Source organism: Vibrio sp. L3-7 (assembly GCF_963898195.1).
Classification (GTDB): domain Bacteria; phylum Pseudomonadota; class Gammaproteobacteria; order Enterobacterales; family Vibrionaceae; genus Vibrio; species Vibrio echinoideorum.
Map to the genome: position 1 here is coordinate 162,530 of NZ_CAWQUW010000056.1, position 23,654 is coordinate 186,183.

The 23,654-nt window shown below is 44.4% G+C and carries 18 protein-coding genes; 14 read left to right on the forward strand and 4 right to left on the reverse strand.

Annotated features, from left to right (window positions below; all coding sequences use genetic code 11):
* Nucleotides 1-12: 12 nt before the first annotated feature.
* The 14 genes from murD (at nucleotide 13) to AACW75_RS22505 (ending at nucleotide 20,313) form a co-directional block, all read left to right on the forward strand.
* Entirely contained in the window at nucleotides 13-1,329 is a 1,317-nt protein-coding gene (gene murD / locus AACW75_RS22440; RefSeq protein ID WP_145569874.1) for a UDP-N-acetylmuramoyl-L-alanine--D-glutamate ligase, read from the forward strand.
* 22 nt (nucleotides 1,330-1,351) lie between these two features.
* Entirely contained in the window at nucleotides 1,352-2,548 is a 1,197-nt protein-coding gene (ftsW, locus tag AACW75_RS22445) for a cell division protein FtsW (RefSeq protein WP_102513244.1), read from the forward strand.
* Nucleotides 2,549-2,560: 12 nt separating this feature from the next.
* Nucleotides 2,561-3,622, forward strand: coding sequence for an undecaprenyldiphospho-muramoylpentapeptide beta-N-acetylglucosaminyltransferase (gene murG / locus AACW75_RS22450; protein ID WP_017072821.1), 1,062 nt, complete (start codon nucleotides 2,561-2,563; stop codon nucleotides 3,620-3,622).
* Nucleotides 3,623-3,635: 13 nt separating this feature from the next.
* On the forward strand, nucleotides 3,636-5,096 hold the full coding sequence (gene murC, locus AACW75_RS22455) for a UDP-N-acetylmuramate--L-alanine ligase (protein WP_017072822.1): 1,461 nt from the start codon (nucleotides 3,636-3,638) through the stop codon (nucleotides 5,094-5,096).
* 190 nt (nucleotides 5,097-5,286) lie between these two features.
* Entirely contained in the window at nucleotides 5,287-6,042 is a 756-nt protein-coding gene (locus AACW75_RS22460; protein WP_029224737.1) for a cell division protein FtsQ/DivIB, read from the forward strand.
* A gap of 16 nt (nucleotides 6,043-6,058) precedes the next feature.
* Nucleotides 6,059-7,327 (forward strand): cell division protein FtsA, encoded by a 1,269-nt coding sequence (ftsA, locus tag AACW75_RS22465; RefSeq protein WP_017072823.1) that lies wholly within the window; start codon nucleotides 6,059-6,061, stop codon nucleotides 7,325-7,327.
* A 31-nt stretch (nucleotides 7,328-7,358) separates the two neighbouring features.
* Complete coding sequence (gene ftsZ, locus AACW75_RS22470) at nucleotides 7,359-8,588, forward strand: cell division protein FtsZ (protein WP_017072824.1); 1,230 nt, start codon at nucleotides 7,359-7,361, stop codon at nucleotides 8,586-8,588.
* 95 nt (nucleotides 8,589-8,683) lie between these two features.
* Nucleotides 8,684-9,601, forward strand: a complete 918-nt coding sequence (gene lpxC, locus AACW75_RS22475) for a UDP-3-O-acyl-N-acetylglucosamine deacetylase (RefSeq protein WP_017072825.1) — start codon at nucleotides 8,684-8,686, stop codon at nucleotides 9,599-9,601.
* Nucleotides 9,602-9,989: 388 nt separating this feature from the next.
* Nucleotides 9,990-12,716, forward strand: coding sequence for a preprotein translocase subunit SecA (gene secA / locus AACW75_RS22480; protein WP_017072826.1), 2,727 nt, complete (start codon nucleotides 9,990-9,992; stop codon nucleotides 12,714-12,716).
* Between the two features lie 354 nt (nucleotides 12,717-13,070).
* Nucleotides 13,071-13,469: an 8-oxo-dGTP diphosphatase MutT gene (gene mutT / locus AACW75_RS22485; protein WP_145564642.1), complete on the forward strand. Its 399-nt coding sequence runs from the start codon at nucleotides 13,071-13,073 to the stop codon at nucleotides 13,467-13,469.
* A 92-nt stretch (nucleotides 13,470-13,561) separates the two neighbouring features.
* Nucleotides 13,562-14,386, forward strand: coding sequence for a 4-hydroxy-tetrahydrodipicolinate reductase (gene dapB / locus AACW75_RS22490; RefSeq protein ID WP_186437178.1), 825 nt, complete (start codon nucleotides 13,562-13,564; stop codon nucleotides 14,384-14,386).
* 503 nt (nucleotides 14,387-14,889) lie between these two features.
* Nucleotides 14,890-16,047: a glutamine-hydrolyzing carbamoyl-phosphate synthase small subunit gene (carA, locus tag AACW75_RS22495; RefSeq protein WP_017072829.1), complete on the forward strand. Its 1,158-nt coding sequence runs from the start codon at nucleotides 14,890-14,892 to the stop codon at nucleotides 16,045-16,047.
* A gap of 16 nt (nucleotides 16,048-16,063) precedes the next feature.
* Entirely contained in the window at nucleotides 16,064-19,294 is a 3,231-nt protein-coding gene (gene carB / locus AACW75_RS22500) for a carbamoyl-phosphate synthase large subunit (RefSeq protein WP_017072830.1), read from the forward strand.
* 239 nt (nucleotides 19,295-19,533) lie between these two features.
* Nucleotides 19,534-20,313, forward strand: coding sequence for a TSUP family transporter (locus AACW75_RS22505; protein WP_145564644.1), 780 nt, complete (start codon nucleotides 19,534-19,536; stop codon nucleotides 20,311-20,313).
* Here the strand turns inward: AACW75_RS22505 and AACW75_RS22510 are convergent.
* The 4 genes from AACW75_RS22510 to btuF form a co-directional block, all read right to left on the reverse strand.
* The gene (locus tag AACW75_RS22510; protein WP_108152599.1) at nucleotides 20,264-21,109 is read right to left on the reverse strand and encodes a LysR family transcriptional regulator; all 846 of its coding nucleotides are present in this window, start codon (nucleotides 21,107-21,109) and stop codon (nucleotides 20,264-20,266) included. The genes AACW75_RS22505 and AACW75_RS22510 overlap by 50 nt on opposite strands.
* 126 nt (nucleotides 21,110-21,235) lie before the next feature.
* Nucleotides 21,236-21,817 (reverse strand): flavodoxin family protein, encoded by a 582-nt coding sequence (locus AACW75_RS22515; protein WP_145569870.1) that lies wholly within the window; start codon nucleotides 21,815-21,817, stop codon nucleotides 21,236-21,238.
* A 275-nt stretch (nucleotides 21,818-22,092) separates the two neighbouring features.
* Nucleotides 22,093-22,710: a TRIC cation channel family protein gene (locus AACW75_RS22520; protein WP_017072834.1), complete on the reverse strand. Its 618-nt coding sequence runs from the start codon at nucleotides 22,708-22,710 to the stop codon at nucleotides 22,093-22,095.
* A gap of 74 nt (nucleotides 22,711-22,784) precedes the next feature.
* On the reverse strand, nucleotides 22,785-23,654 hold the full coding sequence (gene btuF, locus AACW75_RS22525; RefSeq protein WP_145569868.1) for a vitamin B12 ABC transporter substrate-binding protein BtuF: 870 nt from the start codon (nucleotides 23,652-23,654) through the stop codon (nucleotides 22,785-22,787).

The following is a 23,654-nucleotide window of genomic DNA, read 5'->3' on the forward strand; positions in this document are numbered from 1 at the left end:
CATCTTGTTTAAATGGAACGTTGGCAAAATATTCAAAATGTAGTGGTTGTGGGGCTCGGTATTACCGGGCTCTCTGTCGTTAAACATCTCGTAAAATATCAACCTCACACACATGTGAAGGTGATTGATACTCGCGAGCTACCACCGGGCAGAGAATCTTTGCCTGAATCGGTAGAACTGCATTCTGGAAGTTGGAATAGCCAATGGTTAGCGGGAGCGGATTTAGTCGTTGCTAACCCGGGTATCGCCTTAGCGACCCCTGAAATACAAGATGTTATTCAAGCGGGTGTTCCGGTTGTTGGTGATATTGAACTGTTTGGCTGGGCGGTAGACAAACCCGTCGTGGCAATAACAGGCTCCAATGGTAAGAGTACGGTGACCGATCTAACGGGTGTGCTTGCTAAGGCTGCTGGTCTTAACGTTGGTGTCGGTGGCAACATCGGTATTCCGGCCTTAGATCTTTTAGAGCTTGATGCCGATCTATATGTCCTTGAGCTCTCAAGCTTTCAGTTAGAGACAACATCTAGCTTGAACCTAGCAGCGGCGGCCTTTTTGAATTTGTCAGAAGATCATATGGATCGCTACCAAGGCATGGCCGATTACCGCGATGCTAAGTTAAGAATCTTTAACAATGCTCAGTGCGCGATTGTAAACCGCGACGACAAAGAAACTTATCCAGATCACGAGATGCAAGTAGTGACATTTGGTCTCGATGACCAAGAGTTTGGTGTGGCAACAATTGATGGCGCTGAATGGCTAATCGATAACGCTAAGCCAGTACTTCCTACCCAAGATTTGACATTGGTTGGACGTCATAATGTCGCGAATGCGTTAGTCTCGTTGGCACTACTTAAGCTAGTCGGTATCGATTACAACAAAAGCCTTGAAGCTTTGAAAACCTACAACGGTTTAACTCATCGTTGCCAAGTGGTGGCAGATAAACGCGCTATCAAATGGGTTAACGACTCGAAAGCAACCAATGTAGCCAGCACATTAGCCGCTTTGTCGGGGCTAGAGTACCAAGGTACTTTATATCTTTTGGTTGGTGGCGTTGGTAAAGGTGCCGATTTCAGTGAGCTTGAACCTGTGTTGTCACAGCTAGAACGTGTTCAACTGTGTTGCTTCGGTGAAGATGCCGCGCAATTTATGCCATTACATCCATCGGCGAAGACGTTTGATACCATGCGTGACATCATCGAGAGTATCTCTGCACAACTAGCCTCAGGTGACATGGTGATGTTGTCTCCTGCGTGTGCGAGCTTCGATCAATTTAATAACTTCATGGCGAGAGGTGATGCGTTCACTGACCTTGCTCATGAGTATGCCTAACGTGTTGAAGGACTAACATTCAGTGCAAAGAGTGAAAGAGATTAATCAATCCATTTGGCAATGGCTAAACCGTGCCACACCAGAGGCGCTCTACGATCGTCAGTTGGTTTGGATTGCTCTTGGACTGATGCTGACCGGATTGGTGATGGTGACGTCTGCCTCGTTCCCAATCAGTGCTCGTTTAACTGATCAGCCGTTTCACTTTATGTTCCGCCATGCCATTTTTCTTGTGTTGGCGTTAATCGTATCCAGCGTCATATTGCAAATTCCAATGAAGCGTTGGTTTCAATACAGTATGTACCTATTGGGCTTATCCTTCTTTTTACTGGTCGTGGTATTGGCAGTAGGTAAGTCAGTTAACGGTGCATCGCGCTGGATCCCTCTTGGATTATTTAACTTACAACCTGCAGAAGTCGCTAAGCTATCGCTGTTTATTTTTATGGCGGGTTATTTGGTTCGTAAACAAGACGAAGTAAGAAAAACGTTTTTCGGCGGTTTCGGTAAGCCAATCATGGTGTTTGGTGCCTTTGCTGTGTTGCTGCTTGGGCAACCCGACTTAGGCACGGTTGTTGTTATGTTGGTTACCTTATTCGGCATGCTATTTATCGCAGGCGCCAAGCTTTCACAGTTTATTGCCTTGATGGTGGCGGGTATTGCCGCGGTCGTTGGATTGATTGTAATAGAACCTTATCGTGTTCGACGTGTGACCTCATTCTGGGAACCTTGGAATGACCCGTTCGGCAGTGGTTACCAGTTAACCCAATCATTGATGGCGTTTGGCCGCGGTGATTGGATGGGGCAAGGCCTTGGTAACTCAGTTCAAAAGTTAGAATATTTGCCAGAAGCACATACCGATTTTGTATTTGCTGTATTAGCAGAAGAGCTAGGCTTTGTTGGTGTAACTTTAGTGCTGATTCTTATTTTTAGTTTGGTACTGAAAGCGATTTTAATTGGCAAGAAAGCATTCGAGAACGACCAGTTATTCAGCGGTTATCTTGCCTTTGGTATTGGTATTTGGTTTGCATTTCAGACGCTTGTTAACGTAGGTGCCGCTTCAGGTATTGTTCCAACTAAAGGTCTAACATTGCCGTTGATCAGTTACGGTGGATCAAGTCTCATCGTGATGTCTGTTGCGGTTTCAATGCTATTACGCATTGATCACGAATGTCGGGTGCAACAAAAAGAACAAGCCGATAATCAAAACGAATTAGTAGAATAAGAATCTAACGTGATGAAACAAAACAAAAAACTTTTAGTGATGGCTGGTGGTACTGGCGGTCATGTTTTCCCTGGTTTGGCGGTGGCTAAAAAGCTACAGCAACAAGGTTGGGAAATTCGCTGGTTAGGAACTGCAGACAGAATGGAAGCGGATTTGGTGCCAAAGCATGGTATTGAGATCGACTTTATTAAAGTGAAAGGCCTGCGTGGTCAAGGCATTAGCAAATTAATTAAAGCTCCATTCCAGATTATTAATGCCATACTTCAAGCAAGACAACACATTAAAGCGTGGCAGCCGGATGTGGTACTTGGTATGGGGGGTTATGTCAGTGGTCCCGGTGGGATAGCGGCTTGGTTGTCTGGTATTCCAGTAGTTTTGCATGAACAAAACGCGGTGGCAGGTTTAACCAACCAATGGCTCTCCAAAATTGCTAAAAAGGTTTTCCAGGCTTTTCCAGGTGCTTTTCCTACTGCTGAGGTTGTGGGTAATCCAGTGCGTGAAGATGTGGTTAGCCTTCCTGAACCAGAACTTCGCCTTGCAAAGCGTGAAGGCGATATTCGTATCTTGGTCATGGGCGGCAGTCAGGGCGCTAAAATTCTGAACGATACCTTGCCGGTTACCATGGCACAGCTTGGTGAGGGCTTCACGGTAATGCACCAAGCCGGAAAGAACAATCAACAACAAGTGATTGAACAATACAAATCACATTCTGTAGATAATGTTCAAGTAACTGAATTTATTGATGATGTGGCGCAAGCTTATGAATGGGCAGATCTATTAGTTTGTCGTTCAGGTGCATTGACCGTATCTGAAGTGTCAGCCGCTGGTGTTGGTTCTATCTTTGTTCCATTTATGCATAAAGACAGACAGCAAGCGTTGAATGCTGATCACTTAGTTGAATGTGGCGCGGCGTTAATGATTGAACAGCCTCAACTGACGGCTGATAAGCTAGCGAATGCTATCGCTCAGCTAGATAGAAATGAATTGAAAATGATGGCAACAAAAGCTCGTCAAGCAGCCAAGCTTGATGCTGATGTTACTGTCGCTGAAGCAATTAAAGCTTTAGCAAAATAATGAGATTGAATTGATGACGATTGAACATACCCAAGACTTAGCGCAAATCCGTGCAATGGTGCCAGAGATGCGCCGTGTTAAATCTATCCACTTCATTGGTATTGGTGGTGCAGGAATGAGCGGGATTGCTGAAGTCTTGCTAAATGAAGGCTACCAGATTACGGGTTCTGATATTGCTCAAAACCCAGTGACCGATCGTTTAGTTAGCAAGGGCGCTATTGTTTATATTGGCCACCAAGCAAGTAACGTTGCCGATGCTAGCGTGGTGGTGGTTTCAACCGCTATCAACGAAGAGAATCCTGAGATTGTTGCTGCTCGTGAATCACGCACTCCTATCGTTCGTCGTGCTGAAATGCTGGCTGAACTGATGCGTTTTCGTCATGGTATTGCTGTGGCAGGTACGCACGGTAAAACAACCACAACTGCGCTTGTCACTCAGATTTACTCGGAAGCAGGCTTGGATCCAACCTTCGTAAACGGTGGTTTGGTGAAGAGTGTGGGTACTAATGCTCGCTTAGGTTCGAGTCGTATTCTTATCGCTGAAGCTGACGAAAGCGATGCGTCATTCCTACATTTGCAACCAATGGTTAGTATCGTGACTAACATTGAAGCGGATCATATGGATACCTATGGCGGCGATTTTGAAACGCTAAAGCAGACGTTTATTGATTTCTTACACAATCTGCCATTCTACGGTCAGGCTGTGATGTGTGTTGACGATCCTGTTGTACGTGAGCTTATTCCTCAGGTGAGCCGCCAAGTCATTACATACGGCTTCTCAGAAGATGCTGATATCCGCATTGAGAATTACGTACAACAAGGTCAGCAAGGCAAATTCACAGTTGTACGTGAAGGCAAAGCTAACCTTGATATCACATTGAACATTCCGGGTCGTCATAACGCGCTGAATGCATCAGCGGCGATTGCGGTTGCTACTGAAGATGACATCAGTGATGAAGCTATTCTAAAAGCAATGGCTGGAACGGAAGGTACTGGTCGTCGTTTTGATCACCTTGGTGAATACGAAACCGGTAAAGGCGTTGCAATGCTGGTTGATGATTACGGCCATCACCCAACTGAAGTGGATGTAACTATTCAAGCGGCGCGTAGTGGCTGGACTGACAAGCGTCTTGTGATGATATTCCAACCACACCGCTACAGCCGAACGCGCGACCTGTATGATGACTTTGCAAACGTTCTTGAGCAGGTAGATGTTCTCATCTTGTTGGACGTGTACTCTGCTGGTGAGAAACCTATTGCAGGTGCTGACGGGCGTTCATTGAGTCGAACTATTCGTGGGCGTGGTAAGATTGATCCAATCTTTGTTGCTGATATCAACACGCTGCCATCGGTTCTCGCGAACGTAATTCAAGGCGGAGACCTTGTTTTAACACAAGGTGCAGGTGATGTAGGTCGTGTAGCGAAGCAACTTGAATCGTTACAATTAGACATTAATAAAATGCAGAACGCGTAACAGAATACTGTCTACAGACTGTGGTTGAGCGCTCACTTCTTGCGATTGACCTAAAATTGACCAAAAATCTTATTATCAACGTTTGATAGTTTGATTTTGCTCAGTATAATTCATAGGTTAAAGTAAGTGCTTTTACCTCTATTACAAAATAGGGAATAGAATTGCGAACCAACGACAGGGAATGCGGGCTTTGGTAGAAAGTGCTTTTAGCGAAAACCGCCACCTATTCAGTTTACCATCACTTAAGAAACACGCCCTAGGTGGGTCTTTTTTTGTAGTGGTATTGCTATTCATTGGGTTTCTTTTCTATACCACACTGACTTGGATGTGGGACGATCAGCGATTGCCTCTTTCCAAAATAGTACTTCAAGGCGATTTAACTTACGTGACCGCTGGTGATGTTCAGCATGCTTTTGGCGAGCTAGAACATATTGGAACATTCATGTCGCAAGACATCGGTGTGTTGCAAGACAGTTTAGAAGCATTGCCTTGGGTATCTGTTGTCTCTATTCGTAAGCAGTGGCCAGACACAATAAAAGTATTTTTGACCGAATACCACGCGGCAGCAATCTGGAATGGCAACATGCTGCTGAATGAGAATGGTCAGGTGTTCAATGGTGATATCGGCCTTTTGAAGGGCGATAGAGTCAAGCTTTACGGCCCAGACGGCACCAGCCAAAAAGTGATAGAAAAATGGCGACAGATAACCCCTTTGATTAACAGTCTTGGGTTAACCGTTACCTCGCTCGTTCTCAATGAGCGTCGCGCTTGGCAAATAATCCTAGATAACGGTATTCGTTTAGAACTAGGTAAAGATTCTTTAGATGAGCGTGTTGAACGCTTCATTTCGCTTTACAACGAATTAGGTAGTAAGGCGAATCAAGTGAGCTACATCGACCTCAGGTATGATACGGGAGCCGCTGTAGGCTGGTTTCCAGAGCAATAGTTAAAAGAGAGCACAGATGACTAAGACCGCAGATGACAACTTAATCGTTGGTCTTGATATAGGCACTGCGACCATATCCGCTCTGGTTGGTGAAATATTGCCTGATGGTCAAATCAATATCATTGGATCAGGGCAAAGCCCATCCAGAGGTATGGATAAAGGTGGTGTAAACGACCTAGAGTCGGTAGTTAAGTCGGTTCAGCGAGCCATTGATCAAGCAGAGTTGATGGCGGAATGCCAAATCAGCAATGTGTTTATCTCGCTATCGGGCAAACATATCGCAAGCCGAATTGAAAAAGGCATGGGCACTATTTCAGATGAAGAGGTGTCTCAAGACGATATGGATCGAGCGATCCATACCGCGAAATCAATTAAAATAGGTGATGAGCAGAGAATTCTGCACGTGATTCCACAAGAATTTACCATCGATTACCAAGAAGGGATTAAGAATCCACTTGGTTTATCTGGTGTTCGAATGGAGGTCAGCGTTCACCTAATTTCTTGCCATAGCGACATGGCGAGAAACATTATTAAAGCTGTTGAACGATGTGGTCTCACTGTAGAGCAAATCGTGTTTTCAGGACTTGCCTCAAGTAATGCGGTAATTACTGACGACGAGAGAGAGCTTGGAGTATGTGTTGTTGATATTGGTGCCGGTACGATGGATATCTCCATTTGGACTGGCGGCGCACTGCGACACACAGAAGTCTTTTCCTACGCAGGAAATGCAGTAACCAGTGATATTGCCTTCGCTTTCGGCACGCCAGTGAGCGATGCTGAAGAGATAAAAGTAAACCATGGTTGCGCTCTGAGTGAACTCGTAAGCAAGGATGATTCTGTTAACGTCCCTAGTGTAGGTGGCCGTCCATCGAGAAGTTTGCAACGACAAACTTTGTCGGAAGTGATTGAACCACGTTACACTGAACTTATGGGCCTCGTTAACCAAACTATTGATACGGTTCAATTACAGCTACGAGATGAAGGTATTAAACACCACCTTGCAGCTGGCGTCGTTCTCACTGGTGGAGCGGCACAAATTGACGGATTAGTAGAGTGTGCGGAACGCGTTTTCCGCAATCAAGTTCGAGTTGGTAAGCCATTAGAAGTTAGTGGCTTAACCGATTATGTTAAAGAGCCGTATCATTCTACGGCGGTTGGTTTACTTCATTACGCAAGAGATTGTCAGATAAGTGATGAGGGTGATTACAGCGAACCTAAGCGTTCAGCACCTTCTATGTCAGGCTTGTTTGGTAAATTGCGTAATTGGATACAAAAAGAGTTTTAACCTGAGTTGCAGGAAAAAACGGAGATAACACATGTTTGAACCGATGATGGAAATGTCTGACGATGCAGTAATTAAAGTCGTTGGAGTTGGTGGCGGTGGCGGTAACGCTGTTGAGCACATGGTACGTGAGTCAATCGAAGGTGTAGAATTCATCAGTGTTAACACTGATGCTCAAGCTCTTCGTAAAACAAGCGTGAGCAGCGTGATCCAAATTGGTGGTGATATCACTAAAGGTTTGGGCGCTGGTGCAAACCCACAAGTAGGCCGTGATGCAGCTCTCGAAGATCGAGAAAGAATTAAAGAAGTTCTAACTGGCGCCGATATGGTATTTATCGCAGCTGGTATGGGCGGTGGTACTGGTACTGGTGCTGCTCCAGTTATTGCTGAAGTTGCGAAAGAGCTTGGTGTGCTAACGGTTGCTGTTGTAACTAAGCCATTTAGCTTTGAAGGCAAAAAGCGTTTAGCGTTTGCTGAGCAAGGTATTGAAGAGCTTTCTAAACATGTGGATTCTTTAATTACGATTCCAAATGAAAAGCTACTTAAAGTACTTGGCCGTGGTGTAACACTGCTTGAAGCTTTCGCAAGTGCAAATGATGTACTTAAAAACGCTGTACAAGGTATCGCAGAGCTAATTACTCGCCCTGGTATGATTAACGTCGATTTCGCGGATGTTCGCACTGTAATGTCTGAGATGGGTCATGCAATGATGGGTAGCGGTATCGCAAAAGGTGAAGACCGTGCTGAAGAAGCTGCTGAAACAGCAATTTCTAGCCCACTACTAGAAGACATCGACCTAGCTGGCGCGCGTGGCGTTCTTGTGAACATCACAGCAGGCCTAGATATGCGTCTAGATGAATTCGAAACTGTGGGTAATACAGTTAAGGCATTCGCTTCTGATAACGCAACTGTCGTGATTGGTACTTCTCTAGATCCTGATATGACGGATGAAATCCGTGTAACTGTTGTTGCAACAGGTATCGGAACAGAGAAAAAACCAGACATCACATTAGTTGCTGGTGGAAAAGCAAAAGTTGCACCAACTCCTCAACCACAGGTAGCGGCTCAAACTGCACCAAAAGTGGAAGAGAAAGTGGCACAACCATTGCAACAAAAAACTGAGGTTAAACCTCAAGTTAAACCACAGCCAACAACGTCACCTGTTTCTTCAGGTACAGGCGCTAGCCAAAGTGCTGCACCTAAAGCTGAGAAAGAGAGTGGATACTTAGATATTCCAGCATTCTTACGACGTCAGGCTGATTAACAAATACCCAAAATTTGACTATCGTCGAATTAATGGTAAAATTCGCGGTCGGTAAATACTGACCGTGATTTGTAGCACTGATAAGAGGCAAGCAGATGATCAGACAACGTACTCTGAAAGAAATTGTGAAAACAACTGGTGTGGGTCTCCACTCTGGTCGTAAAGTCACACTTACTCTTCGCCCTGCAGCTGCAAATACAGGTATTGTTTATCGTCGTACTGATGTAAATCCACCTGTAGATTTTCCAGCTGATCCAGCATCAGTTCGTGACACTATGCTATGTACTGCTCTTGTTAATGACGAAGGCATACGTATCTCTACAGTGGAGCACCTTAACGCAGCTTTAGCGGGTATGGGCATCGACAACATTATTGTTGAAGTAGATGCACCAGAGATTCCAATTATGGATGGTAGCGCAAGCCCATTCGTATATTTGCTACAGCAAGCGGGTGTAGAAACACTGAATGCAGCGAAGCGTTTTATTCGAATCAAAAAGCCTATCCGTTTTGAAGATGGCGATAAATGGGCAGAGTTTGTTCCATTTAACGGCTTCCGTATGGACTTTGAGATCGACTTTAACCACCCAGCAATTGAATCTGATGAGCAACGTTTGTTGTTTGATTTCTCTTCACAAGGTTTTGTGAAGCAGATTTCACGCGCTCGTACTTTCGGTTTCATGCGTGATATTGAGTATCTACAATCTCAAAACTTAGTACTTGGCGGTAGCTTCGATAATGCTATCGTACTTGACGAATACCGAATTCTTAATGAAGAAGGTCTGCGTTTTGATAATGAGTTTGTCACTCATAAAGTACTCGACGCGATTGGTGACCTTTACATGTGTGGACACGCTATTATTGGTGAGTTCCGTGCATACAAATCAGGTCATGGCCTAAACAACCAACTACTACGTGCAGTACTTGCTGACGCAGAAGCTTGGGAGTGGGCAACATTCGAAGAAGAAGTGGGCTCTCCTGTTGCATTTGCAGAACCAGGAATGGTTTTAGCGTAATTGTTGCTTACAACAATATAAGATTTCGAAAACCAGGTCATCGACCTGGTTTTTTTGTATCTATTTTCCAGATACAGTGTCATCAACATCCGAAAGTTGCCTACTAAAGAGCTGTTGTTTGGCTATTCCATCAGCAATTAGAAAGAAAACTTCCAAGCACATCAAACAAATGGGGTTATAAATGGTCGTTGGTGTGAAAATTACTTACACTAGAGAGCATTAATTTTAACTCAAGCCTTGAAAACTCTACTCTCAAGTACAATATCAAAGATACTAGATTTATCTCAGTATCCTTGGTTAGTAACTGAAGACTAGTTCATAACTAGTAGAGACTGACGGCATTTAAAATAGATCGCGGACGATCTGAGAACGAAGAGATTCCAAGCACATGATTACTAAGCTGCTGACAAAGGTAATTGGCAGTCGCAATGACAGAACACTGCGCCGCCTTAGAAAAATTGTAAAAGAAATTAATAACTACGAACCAACGTTAGAAGTTCTTTCTGATGAAGAGCTAAAAGCAAAAACCGTTGAGTTTCGTGAGCGCTTAGATAAAGGCGAATCGTTAGATCAACTTCTACCTGAAGCATTTGCTACGGTACGTGAAGCGTCTAAACGTGTTTACGGTATGCGTCACTTCGACGTGCAATTAATTGGCGGCATGGTTCTAGATGCTGGTCAAATTGCAGAGATGCGTACTGGTGAGGGTAAGACTCTTACAGCAACCCTACCAGCTTATCTTAACGCTCTACCAAGCAAAGGTGTTCACGTAGTAACGGTGAACGATTACCTAGCTAAGCGTGATGCTGAAACAAACCGTCCATTATTTGAGTTTCTTGGTATGACTGTTGGCGTGAACGTGCCAAACATGGCTCCGCCAGAGAAAAAAGAAGCGTACCAAGCGGATATCCTATACGGAACAAACAACGAGTTTGGTTTCGATTACTTGCGTGACAACATGGCTTTCCGTGCCGAAGATCGTGTTCAACGTGAACGTTTCTTCGCTGTTGTCGATGAAGTTGACTCAATCTTAATTGATGAAGCCCGTACTCCGTTAATTATCTCTGGCCCAGCCGAAGATAGTTCTGACCTTTATACGCGCATCAACACTCTAATTCCTTCTCTAGAGCGTCAAGATAAAGAAGATTCAGAAGAGTACCGTGGTGAAGGTCACTACACCATGGACGAAAAATCGAAACAGGTTCACCTGACTGAAAACGGTCAAGAATTTGTTGAAGAGCTAATGGTCAAAAATGGTCTGATGGAAGAGGGCGACACACTTTACTCTCCAACCAATATCAGTCTATTGCACCACGTGAATGCTGCGCTTCGTGCACACGTATTGTTTGAGAAAGACGTCGACTATATCGTTACTGAAGAAGGCGAAGTGGTTATCGTTGATGAACATACTGGTCGTACTATGCCAGGTCGTCGTTGGTCTGAAGGTTTACACCAAGCTGTTGAAGCGAAAGAAGGTGTGAAGATTCAAAATGAAAACCAAACGCTAGCATCAATAACATTCCAGAACTTCTTCCGACTGTACGAAAAACTGTCAGGCATGACAGGTACTGCCGATACTGAAGCTTTCGAATTCCAGTCTATCTACGGCCTAGAAACGGTGGTTATCCCAACCAACAAACCTATGGTTCGTAACGATATGCCTGATGTGGTTTATCGTACCGAAGAAGACAAGTTCAATGCGATCATTGAAGACATCAAGGACCGTGTAACTGCTGGTCAGCCATCATTGGTTGGTACGGTTTCTATCGAGAAATCTGAACTGCTGTCTAATGCACTGAAAAAAGCAAAAATTAAGCACAACGTTCTCAATGCTAAGTTCCACGAAATGGAAGCTGAGATCGTTGCACAAGCTGGTATGCCGAGTGCGGTAACTATCGCAACTAACATGGCTGGTCGTGGTACCGATATCGTGTTAGGTGGTAGCTGGCAAGCACAAATTGAGAAACTAGATAATCCAACGAAAGAGCAGATCGACAAGATCAAAGCTGACTGGAGAATTATCCACGATAAAGTTCTTGAGTCAGGTGGTCTGCACATCATTGGTACTGAGCGTCATGAATCTCGCCGTATCGATAACCAGCTACGTGGTCGTTCTGGTCGTCAAGGTGATGCAGGTTCTTCTCGTTTCTACCTATCAATGGAAGATTCGCTATTACGTATCTTTACATCTGATCGTATGGCTGGTCTTATCCAAAGTGGTATGGACGAAGGCGAAGCGATTGAATCTAAGATGCTGTCTCGCTCAATTGAAAAAGCACAACGTAAAGTGGAAGGTCGTAACTTCGACATCCGTAAGCAGCTTCTTGAGTACGATGATGTAGCCAATGACCAACGTAAGGTTGTTTATGAGCTACGTGATGAGCTGATGAGCTCAGATGACATCAGTGAGATGATCGAACACAACCGTGAAGATGTACTGGCGTCAGTCATTGATGAATACATTGCTCCTCAGTCTCTTGAAGACATGTGGGATATTGCGGGTCTGCAAGATCGTCTGAAGAATGACTTCGATCTAGACTTTGATATTCAAGGTTGGTTAGACGAAGACGACAAGCTTTATGAAGAAGCATTGCGTGAGCGCATTCTTGGTATGGCGGTAGATTCGTACAAACAGAAAGAAGAAGTGGTTGGTGCTCAAGTACTGCGTAACTTCGAGAAGTCTGTGATGCTACAAACGCTAGACGGTCTTTGGAAAGAGCACTTGGCTGCGATGGATCACCTTCGTCAAGGTATCCACTTACGTGGTTATGCTCAGAAGAACCCGAAACAAGAGTACAAGCGCGAGTCGTTTGAACTGTTTGAAGGCCTACTAGATGTACTGAAAACAGACGTTGTTACCATCCTTTCTAAAGTTCGCGTTCAGCAACAAGAAGAAGTTGAAAAGATGGAAGCTCAACGTCAAGCTCAAGCTGAAGAAGCGGCGCGTCGTGCACAAGCACAACATGCAACTGCTGAAAATCAGTTGGCTGGCGATGAAACTGACGCTGTATCTCCACAAACGGTCGTACGTGATGAGCGTAAAGTGGGTCGTAACGAACCATGCCCATGTGGAAGTGGTAAAAAATACAAACAGTGTCACGGTAAAATTGACTAAGTTTGGTGAATCTTCGCTGTAACGGATAATTGCAGTGTCGGACGTGCTCACTTACTAACGTAAGCTTCGTGCCTCCTCCTTGCACTTAACACGTTACAACTTAGCTTTATAAAAACTTGCTGTTATTAAAAAGAGTCGCTTAGGCGGCTCTTTTTGTATGTAAATTTCATGACTTACCTTTTTACGAAAGGGTAAGTCATCATTCCCTATACGATGAACGAGCGCGGTAGGGAATCTCGTTTAATAGTTAGGCTCACGCTGCTGTATTCGATCCCAACTCAGTCATTCCTCCTTCTGAGGGGGATGTATTTAGGGGCTACGTGAGCGAAACGTTTTATTAAGGAACATCATCATATGAAAAGAATCCATATTGTAGCGGGTATTATCTTCAACCAAGATAAGTCACAGGTATTTATTACTAAGCGCCCAGATGACAAGCACAAAGGCGGTTTCTGGGAATTTCCTGGTGGTAAAGTAGAAGTGGGCGAAACCATTGAGCAGGCGATGGCTCGTGAACTTGATGAAGAGATTGGTATTAAGGTGACTGAACAGTCTCTGTTTGAACACCTTGAGTTTGATTACAGTGACAAGTCGCTTAAGTTTGATTTCATCCTTGTGACTGATTTCGAGCAACAGCCTTATGGTAAAGAAGGCCAGCAAGGTGAATGGGTCGATCTTGAATCATTGAGCCAATACGCATTCCCTGAAGCGAATGTGCCAATTTTAGAGCGAGTAATAAAAGAGTTTTCGTAATTGCTAGCCTGAGTTTGAGATTGTTGTTAGTTTAAAGAGATTAATCGAATGAACGTTGCTGCGACAGATGAGCAGTGACGGTAACCAAAACAATGGAGATATTCGCAGTGGTAAGAATTGCAATTGCAGGAGCAGCTGGCCGTATGGGTCGTAACTTGGTGAAAGCCGCTCACCATAATTCAGAAGCAAGCGTTGGTGCTGGTTCAGAGCGTCCAGAGTCATCTTTGGTCGGTGTTGACGTTGGCGAGTTATGCGGTGAAGGTCGTTTTGATGTAGCTCTAGTTGATGACCTTTCGAAAGCGATTGAAGAGTTTGATGTGATCGTCGACTTTACCGCACCTGTGAGCACATTAGCGAATATTGAACTTTGTAAGCGTCACGGTAAAAAACTGATCATCGGCACTACTGGTTTCTCTGAAGAAGAAAAGCAGGTTATCGATGCAGCATCAAAAGAGATGTCTATTGTAATGGCACCAAACTACAGCGTTGGTGTGAACCTAGTATTTAAGCTGCTAGAAAAGGCCGCTAAAGTGATGGGCGATTACTGTGATGTTGAAATAGTTGAGGCTCACCACCGTCATAAAGTCGATGCACCTTCTGGTACTGCGATTGGCATGGGCGAAGCGATAGCCGGAGCGATGGACAACGAGCTAAACGATGTCGCTGTATGGTCACGCGAAGGCATTACGGGCGAGCGAACAAAAGATGAGATCGGTTTTGCGACCATTCGTGCCGGTGACATCATTGGTGAGCATACCGCTATGTTTGCTGATATTGGCGAGCGCGTTGAAATTACCCATAAAGCAACGGATAGAATGACCTTTGCCAATGGTGCGATCAAGGCGGCTGTTTGGCTAAATGACAAGCCAGCAGGCTTTTATACCATGACGGATGTCCTTGGTTTGAATGACCTGTAAATAGATATTTATGCGCTGGCAATTGCCGGCGCTTTCTTTATTTACCGCTTTTCCCCACTTAAACTCCTCTTGGTTACTTTCTTCTTATTCTCTAATTTTCCTGATTAGAACTGCATTTGGCTGTTATTTATAGCTGCTTCGTCATTTTTTTTGGTTTAAGGCTTTAAATGTATATGTTTTCTCATTGTATTTATCGATTGCGTTTTGTTGGTGATATTTTTTCCACCTAATGGTGGGTGAAAATGACGGGCGAAAATTAGAAAATCGTAATATTCCTATTAATAGAGTATGAAAGTTGAACTTTTGAAGCTTTGATGGGGGAAATTGAATTAGTTCTTACAAATGTTTAATTTCTTTCTCGTTAAATGTTGACACGTATCACGCAGATCACTAGAATATCGCCAATTTGTCTAATTTCCATAAACACGCAGTTTTTGGTGTTACAGGAAGGTAGATTTGCAAATTAAATCAATTTTAATGCATTTTTATTTCTGGAGGTTGTCTTGAAGAAGTCAGCACTACTCGTCCTAGAAGATGGGACAGTATTTCACGGTGAAGCCATTGGCGCTGTAGGTTCTGCAGTTGGTGAAGTCGTTTTTAATACCTCGATGACGGGGTACCAAGAAATCCTCACTGATCCTTCCTATTCTCAACAAATCGTTACCCTTACTTACCCTCACATTGGCAATACCGGAACCAATTCCGAAGATGAAGAATCTTCTTCAATCCACGCTCAAGGCCTTGTGATTCGCGATCTCCCTCTAATCGCTTCTAACTTCCGTAATGAACAATCCCTTTCTGATTACCTTAAGTCGCAAAACGTTGTTGGTATCGCTGATATCGATACTCGTAAGCTGACGCGTATTCTTCGTGAAAAAGGTGCTCAAAACGGTTGTATCGTAGCGGGTAACAACCTTGATGAGGCTCTAGCTCTTGCTAAAGCAAAAGAATTCCCTGGCCTGAAAGGTATGGACCTTGCGAAAGAAGTTACAACAAAAGAAGCGTATCAATGGAAACAAGGTTCGTGGACGCTTACGGGTGGACTTCCTGAAGCGAAAGCAGACTCTGAATTGCCATACCACGTTGTTGCTTATGACTTCGGTGCAAAACGAAACATCCTACGAATGCTTGTTGACCGCGGCTGCCGCCTAACGGTTGTTCCTGCTGAAACTTCTGCTGAAGAAGTACTTGCACTGAACCCAGACGGTGTTTTCCTTTCAAATGGCCCTGGTGACCCAGAACCATGTACTTACGCAATTGAAGCAACAAAAGTGTTTCTAGAAAAAGGTTTGCCAATCTTTGGTATCTGTCTAGGTCACCAGATTCTTGCTCTTGCGTCAGGCGCTAAGACAGTGAAGATGAAGTTTGGTCACCACGGTGCAAACCACCCGGTTAAAGATTTAGATCGTGATGTTGTGATGATTACTTCACAAAACCACGGCTTTGCTGCTGACGAAGATACGCTTCCAGAGACATTACGAGCGACTCATAAGTCTCTATTTGATGGTTCTCTACAAGGTATCCACCGTACAGACAAACCAGCATTTAGCTTCCAAGGTCACCCAGAAGCAAGCCCAGGTCCAGAAGATGCGGCACCGCTATTCGACCACTTCATTGAATTAATTAACCAGTCTGTTGCAAACAAACAAGACAAAGCGTAATCCGGAGTAGTAGATAATGCCAAAACGTACTGACATTAAAAGTGTTCTAATTCTAGGTGCTGGCCCGATTGTTATCGGTCAAGCATGTGAGTTTGATTACTCTGGTGCTCAAGCTTGTAAAGCACTTCGCGAAGAAGGTTACCGAGTTATTCTTGTAAACTCGAACCCTGCGACAATCATGACTGACCCAGAGATGGCTGATGCGACTTATATCGAACCTATCCAATGGGAAGTGGTTCGCAATATCATCGCTAAAGAGAAGCCAGATGCAGTTCTACCTACAATGGGTGGCCAAACTGCACTTAACTGTGCGTTAGATTTAGAAAAATACGGTGTACTTAAAGAGTTCGGCGTAGAGATGATTGGCGCAACCGCTGACGCTATCGACAAAGCTGAAGATCGCTCTCGCTTTGATAAAGCAATGAAATCGATTGGTCTAGAGTGTCCAACGGCTGATACAGCGAAAACGATGGAAGAAGCTTACAAAGTTCAAGAAATGGTTGGCTTCCCTTGTATCATTCGTCCATCGTTTACGATGGGTGGTACAGGCGGCGGTATCGCTTATAACAAAGAAGAATTTGAAGAAATCTGTCGCCGTGGTTTGGACCTTTCTCCAACCAACGAACTTCTAATCGATGAGTCGCTTATCGGTTGGAAAGAGTACGAGATGGAAGTGGTTCGCGACAAGAACGACAACTGTATCATTGTATGTGCGATTGAAAACTTCGACCCAATGGGCATCCACACTGGTGACTCGATCACAGTGGCTCCGGCTCAAACGCTAACAGACAAAGAATACCAACTGATGCGTAACGCTTCTCTAGCGGTACTGCGTGAGATTGGTGTTGAAACGGGTGGTTCAAACGTACAGTTTGGTATCAACCCGAAAGATGGCCGTATGGTTATCATCGAGATGAACCCACGTGTATCTCGTTCTTCTGCACTAGCTTCTAAAGCAACAGGTTTCCCAATCGCGAAGATTGCAGCGAAACTGGCTGTTGGCTTTACGCTAGACGAGTTGATGAATGACATCACTGGCGGCGCAACTCCGGCATCATTCGAACCAACAATCGACTACGTAGTAACTAAGATTCCTCGTTTTAACTTCGAGAAATTTGCAGGTGCTAACGACCGTCTAACGACGCAAATGAAGTCTGTTGGTGAAGTTATGGCTATCGGTCGTAACCAACAAGAATCACTACAAAAAGCGCTTCGCGGCCTAGAAGTTGGCGCGACTGGCTTTGACGAAATGGTAGACCTAGATGCACCTGATGCGCTAACTACAATTCGCCATGAGCTTAAAGAAGCAGGTTCTGACCGTATTTGGTACATCGCAGATGCTTTCCGTGCTGGTATGTCAGTCGATGGTGTATTCAACCTAACGCAAGTTGACCGTTGGTTCCTAGTTCAAATCGAAGACATCGTAAAACTAGAGCAAGAACTTAAAGCGAAAGGCTTTGCTGGTCTGAATAAAGACGAGCTAATGAAGCTTAAGCGTAAAGGTTTTGCTGATGCTCGCCTATCTAAGATTCTAGGTGTTGCAGAAAGTGAGATTCGTCGTCTGCGTGACCAATACGATATTCACCCAGTCTACAAGCGTGTAGATACGTGTGCGGCTGAGTTCTCTTCTGACACGGCTTACATGTACTCATCTTACGATGACGAATGTGAATCGAATCCAACAGACAAAGAGAAAATCATGATCTTAGGCGGCGGTCCAAACCGTATCGGCCAAGGTATTGAATTCGATTACTGTTGTGTACATGCTTCTTTAGCACTACGTGAAGATGGCTACGAAACAATCATGGTTAACTGTAACCCTGAGACTGTTTCGACAGACTACGATACGTCTGACCGTCTGTACTTTGAACCAGTAACTCTGGAAGACGTACTAGCAATCGTTCGTGTAGAGAAGCCAAAAGGCGTTATCGTTCAGTACGGTGGTCAAACACCATTGAAACTGGCTCGTGAGCTTGAAGCTGCTGGCGTACCTATCATTGGTACTAGCCCAGACGCAATCGACCGTGCAGAAGACCGTGAGCGTTTCCAAGTTGCTGTTGACCGTCTTGGTCTTTTACAACCAGAAAACGCGACAGTAACAACAATGGAGCAAGCGGTAGAGAAATCTCGCGAGATTGGCTTCCCATTGGTTGTTCGTCCTTCTTATGTTCTTGGTGGTCGTGCGATGGAAATCGTATATGACGAGCAAGACTTACGTCGCTACTTCAACGAAGCGGTAAGCGTTTCAAATGAATCTCCAGTACTACTTGATAGCTTCCTAGATGATGCAATTGAAGTAGACGTTGATGCAATTTGTGACGGTGAGCGCGTAGTTATTGCGGGTATCATGGAGCATATCGAGCAAGCGGGTGTTCACTCTGGTGACTCAGCATGTTCTCTTCCTGCTTACACGCTAAGCCAAGAAATCCAAGACGTAATGCGTGAGCAAGTTGAAAAGCTAGCATTCGAGTTGGGTGTTCGTGGCCTAATGAATACGCAGTTTGCTGTTAAGAACAACGAAGTGTACCTAATTGAGGTTAACCCTCGTGCTGCACGTACTGTACCGTTCGTATCGAAAGCAACAGGCGCGCCTGTCGCTAAGATTGCTGCTCGTGTTATGGCGGGTCAATCGTTAGAGTCTCAAGGCTTTACGAAAGAAATCATCCCACCATACTACTCTGTCAAAGAAGTTGTGCTTCCGTTCAACAAGTTCCCTGGTGTTGACCCACTATTAGGCCCAGAAATGCGCTCTACTGGTGAAGTTATGGGTGTTGGTGCAACGTTTGCTGAAGCATACTCTAAAGCTGAATTGGGTTGTGGCAACATTTACCCAGAAGGCGGCCGTGCGCTTCTTTCTGTTCGTGAAGGCGACAAAGAGCGCGTCGTTGACCTAGCATCTAAGCTGTCTAAGCTTGGTTACCAGCTAGACGCAACACACGGCACTGCGGTTATTCTTGGCGAAGCGGGTATCAACCCACGTCTAGTAAATAAGGTACACGAAGGTCGTCCTCACATTCTTGACCGTATCAAGAACAACGAGTACACGTACATCGTGAACACTGCGGCTGGCCGTCAAGCGATTGAAGATTCGAAAGTTCTTCGTCGTGGCGCATTGGCTGAGAAAGTTAACTACACGACGACGCTAAATGCTGCATTCGCGACTTGTATGGCGCACACTGCAGACGCGAAAACGTCAGTAACTTCAGTTCAAGAGCTACACGCACAAGTTAAAGCTTCTCTAGCTTAAATTTGTCTAAGTACCGCTAATTTCAAATGAAGTTAGCAATAAAGCGGATATAAATACTCAAAGCCCACTCATCGGAGTGGGCTTTTTTATGTCTGTTATCTGGTGTCGGTTAAATGATGAAAATCTGGTGATGACTAAATGATGAAAATTTGGAATAGGTTACAATCTTGTGTTTCGTTGTTGATCGTTTGCTCTGGGTGGTAAGTTGTCGCTACACGAGAATTTAAGGCGTTGGGTATATGGAAATCACTCTAGAGATATTGGCTATCTTGTTTGTTGTTGCGACGGCGGCAGGCTTTATTGATGCAATGGCTGGCGGCGGTGGGTTGTTGACTCTACCCGCATTGCTAGCGGCAGGCGTACCACCAACGCAAGCATTGGCAACCAACAAACTTCAAAGTTCTTTTGGCAGCTTCTCGGCCAGTTGGTATTTCGTACGCAATGGTATCGTGAACATTAAAGAGATGCGGCTTGCCATTCTCTGTACTTTTATTGGTTCTGCGATTGGTGCAGAGTTAGTACAGCATATTGATGCGAGCTTGCTGACGAGCATGATCCCATTACTGCTTATCGCCATCTCTCTCTATTTTCTATTAGCACCACAAACCAGAACTTCTGAAGGTAAACAGAAGATGTCTGAGGCGGTGTTTGCTTTGTGCATTGGTGGCGGTGTTGGTTTCTATGACGGATTTTTTGGACCAGGAACGGGCTCTATTTTCACCGTCTGTTTTGTCGCTATCGGGCATTTCTCTTTAGTGGATGCTACTGCTCGAACTAAGGTTCTCAACTTTACCTCGAATATTGCTGCTCTAATCTTCTTTATTATTGCTGGCTTACCCATTTGGGAGTTGGGTTTAGTGATGGCAGTTGGTGGCTTTATGGGCGCTCAGCTTGGCGCTAAAGTAGTGGTGACAAAAGGGCAAAAATGGATTCGCCCCCTTGTGATCGTGATGTCGATGTTAATGGCATCTAAACTGCTTTGGGAACAGCATCAACAATGGATTCTATCAGTGTTTTAACTCGTGGAGACTGATAGCTGTTCGGTCTTACACAGATATGAATCGGTCGAATCAATCCCTTCAATTCGGCAAAGCTAAACAGATGTTGAGGCTCAATATTGAGTGTTTTTACTATAGATAGCGGGATTAGTGCTGGTCCTGTCCCACCCAACGCTAGCTGAGCGGCTGCGGTGTAGGCATCCATCTCCATCAAGGGTTTGATGCCGAACTTTTCAAGCACAGATAACTGATATGAGTTTGCCGGATTAGTCATGTCGTTGGTAATGACTGAAGGAGGAAGCTCAGTAAGTGGCGCCTTACTCACAATATAAAACGGTTCGTCAAACAGGTGGAAAGTCATTAACCCATGATGAGGTGGCAATAAGCCTGCGCATAGTCCTAAGGTTGCCTTACCAGATTGAACTCGTTCTATAATTCTTGGGGTGTGATTAGTAGTAATCGTGATGTATTTATCTTGTTGGATAAATTGTCCCATCATCTCTCCTAAATAACCTGCGATCAGAGACTTAGAGCTATCTAAGGTGATGAGAGTAGTGTCTTCCAACTCTTGCTGTTCATAAATAAGACCACGGAGCTCATTGAACGCAGGGCCGATACTCTCGATTAATGCAATCGCATCGGGAGTTAGTTTTATCTGTCGGCCACTTGGTTCTATGAGCTTTTTACCTAGTTTCTTTTCTAAGTTAGCAATCCGTTTGCTGACTGCTGATTGGCTGATATAAAGCAGACTGCCGGTGCGGCTCATGGTCTTTGCTTTGCTCAGCACTAATAGAGTTTCGATTCCTTCGAGTAGCATTTAGTGATATTCATGAAAGTTGGGAATGATTGAACCAAGTTACCTTAAACACCATTCATTCTCTAGTCTGAGCTTATAGATATCAGACAAGCTAGGATTTTTGACGTTAGCTCGTTAATTAGCTAGTTAGATTTTCTTAACTAGACTCGCAATGCGTTGACCAAAATAGAAAGCGGTTTTTAGATCATTACTGTTAATGTGATTATTGGTGCTCTCAGCCGTTTGATCATTACTGGCGACTAAACCAATACTTGAACCTGTGCGATTCAAACCTAGGTCATCAATATGCTTTGAGATATCAAGCCCTGCCCAAATCATGCCATGCTGACAAGCCAGAGTGAAAAAGCTTAGCAAGGTTTGTTGCTGCTCACCGTTAAGGCTACCACCAGTAGTGAAACCTGCAGCGAGCTTATTTCGCCATGCTTTCTTACAGTAGGTATCACTGCTCGCATCCATAAAGCTCTTAAATTGAGCCGCTGGTGATCCCATGTATGTTGGCGCGCCAAAGATAATCGCATCACAACTGTCTAATGCGTTGAGCTTATCGTCATTGACATATCTTCCTTCGACTACTTCAGTAGAGAGGACTTCAATGAGCAGTGTAGAGTTAGATTGTTGAGTGTTAATGCCTTCAGCGATTGTCTCTGCGACTTGTTTAGTCGCTCCATTCTTAGAGAAGAAAACAATGCCCACTTTATTGATACTCATCTCGAACTCCCTATTGCCACTGTTAGTAAATAGAATTATTTATAAAGTAATTTATTTACTAATGTAGCCTATTAACTAGATAAGTAAACAAAAAGCATTACTAACTAATAAGCTAAGAGCTAAGAGCTAAGAGCTAAGAGCTATGAACTAACAAGCTAACTAAATTGAGTGTAAGGAAAGAAGGGGGGATCTTTGTAGGGTGAAACTGAGGATATAAGTGATTTGAAAACGAATTAAAAAGGCTCCTTGACGGAGCCTCTTAGTTATCGATCTTTTTATTTGATTGCGAAGGTCGGCAATGATAAATGCCAACGAATAGCGCCAAGCCTAATGAGTAGCGTTGATAACACTCCGGCTAAAAATGCGGTTTCTGAATCGTGGCCCATGCTAATAGCGATGGTGTGGAAGGAGCCGCCAATGATACAAGCGGTCGCGTAGACTTCGCTTCTTAGGATCATGGGTACTTCTCTGGCTAAAACGTCACGAATAATGCCGCCACCACAGCCAGTAATTACGCCCATGATGATAGCGACTAATGCTGAGTCTTGATAAATCAATGCTTTTTCAACACCGATACCAACAAACACCGCTAATCCAATAGCATCACAAACGGGCAGTATCCACCACGCCAAACGCTTTGGACGTCTCACTATGATCATAGTCAACAAGCAGGTGGTGATAATCACCCAAAGGTAGGTGGTATCGGTTATCCAAAATACTGGAGTCGCACCCAATGCCATGTCACGAATAGTACCGCCACCAATTGCGGTGACACTGCCTAAAACGGCAACGCCAAAAGGGTCCATCTTAAGACGGCCTGCGACAAATACGCCTGATACAGCAAAAATGGCAGTACCAAATAAATCGATAATATAAAGCAGCATGGAGTCCATGATACTGGTGCTCTTATGGTTGAAATTGTAGGGACAGGTCGGTGGCAAATTGTACGAAAAAACGCAGCAAATAGTTAGTGATTTTGCCTAGCTCTATCGAAGAAATCGCATACTTGTTGGATCGCTTTCAAAGTTCTCGTCGTCGGGCGATTAATCCAGTCAGAATTGAGTGACCAAATCTGATTTTGAGCGACTGCTGGGATCTCGTCCTCCCAAGTTTGCCACATGGTTCCATTCTCAATTGCATGCTGAGAAGTGAAGATCACTTGCGGTTTCCGTAAGACAACTTGTTCAATACCAACTTGCGGATAGGGGGATGCGCTGTCTTCGAAAATATTCTGGCCGCCACAAAATTTAAACACTTCACTTGGCCAGTGCCCTTGAGCAACGGTGATGATCGGCTTTTCACTTAGCTGGTAAAAATAATTTACGGGTTCGGCATCTTTATATTTTAGTTTCAATGCGTTGAGTTGCTCTTTGTATTGCTTGGCATTGTTTTCCCCAATACTCGGATCACTGGAGTACTGGCTAAGTTGCTCAATATTGGTCGCGATGCTGTCTAAGCTTTTGGTTCTTGAGTAGTAAATATTGAAACCAAATTGCTCTAGCTTTGCGAGTTCTCTTGGTGGGTTGCCAGCAGGCCACGCGAGAATGAGATCAGGTTGAAGCGCGATGATTTTCTCAACCTTGATACCTTGATAGTTCGCTACTTTTTCAACCTTATCGGCTTGTGGTGGGTAATCACTTCTCTCACTTACCGCAACAAGGTTGTCGCCCAAACCTGCGCTATACGCGAGTTCAGTAGCATGAGGAGCAAGGCTGACCACTCGTTGAACAGGTTGTACTTTTTCTGGAGTCAGTGATGTTTCTTCTGCAAATGATAAAGGTAGCCATAAGCTGGAAGACAAAAGAGTAAGGCTTGTAACAAGTGCTGAACGTTTCAC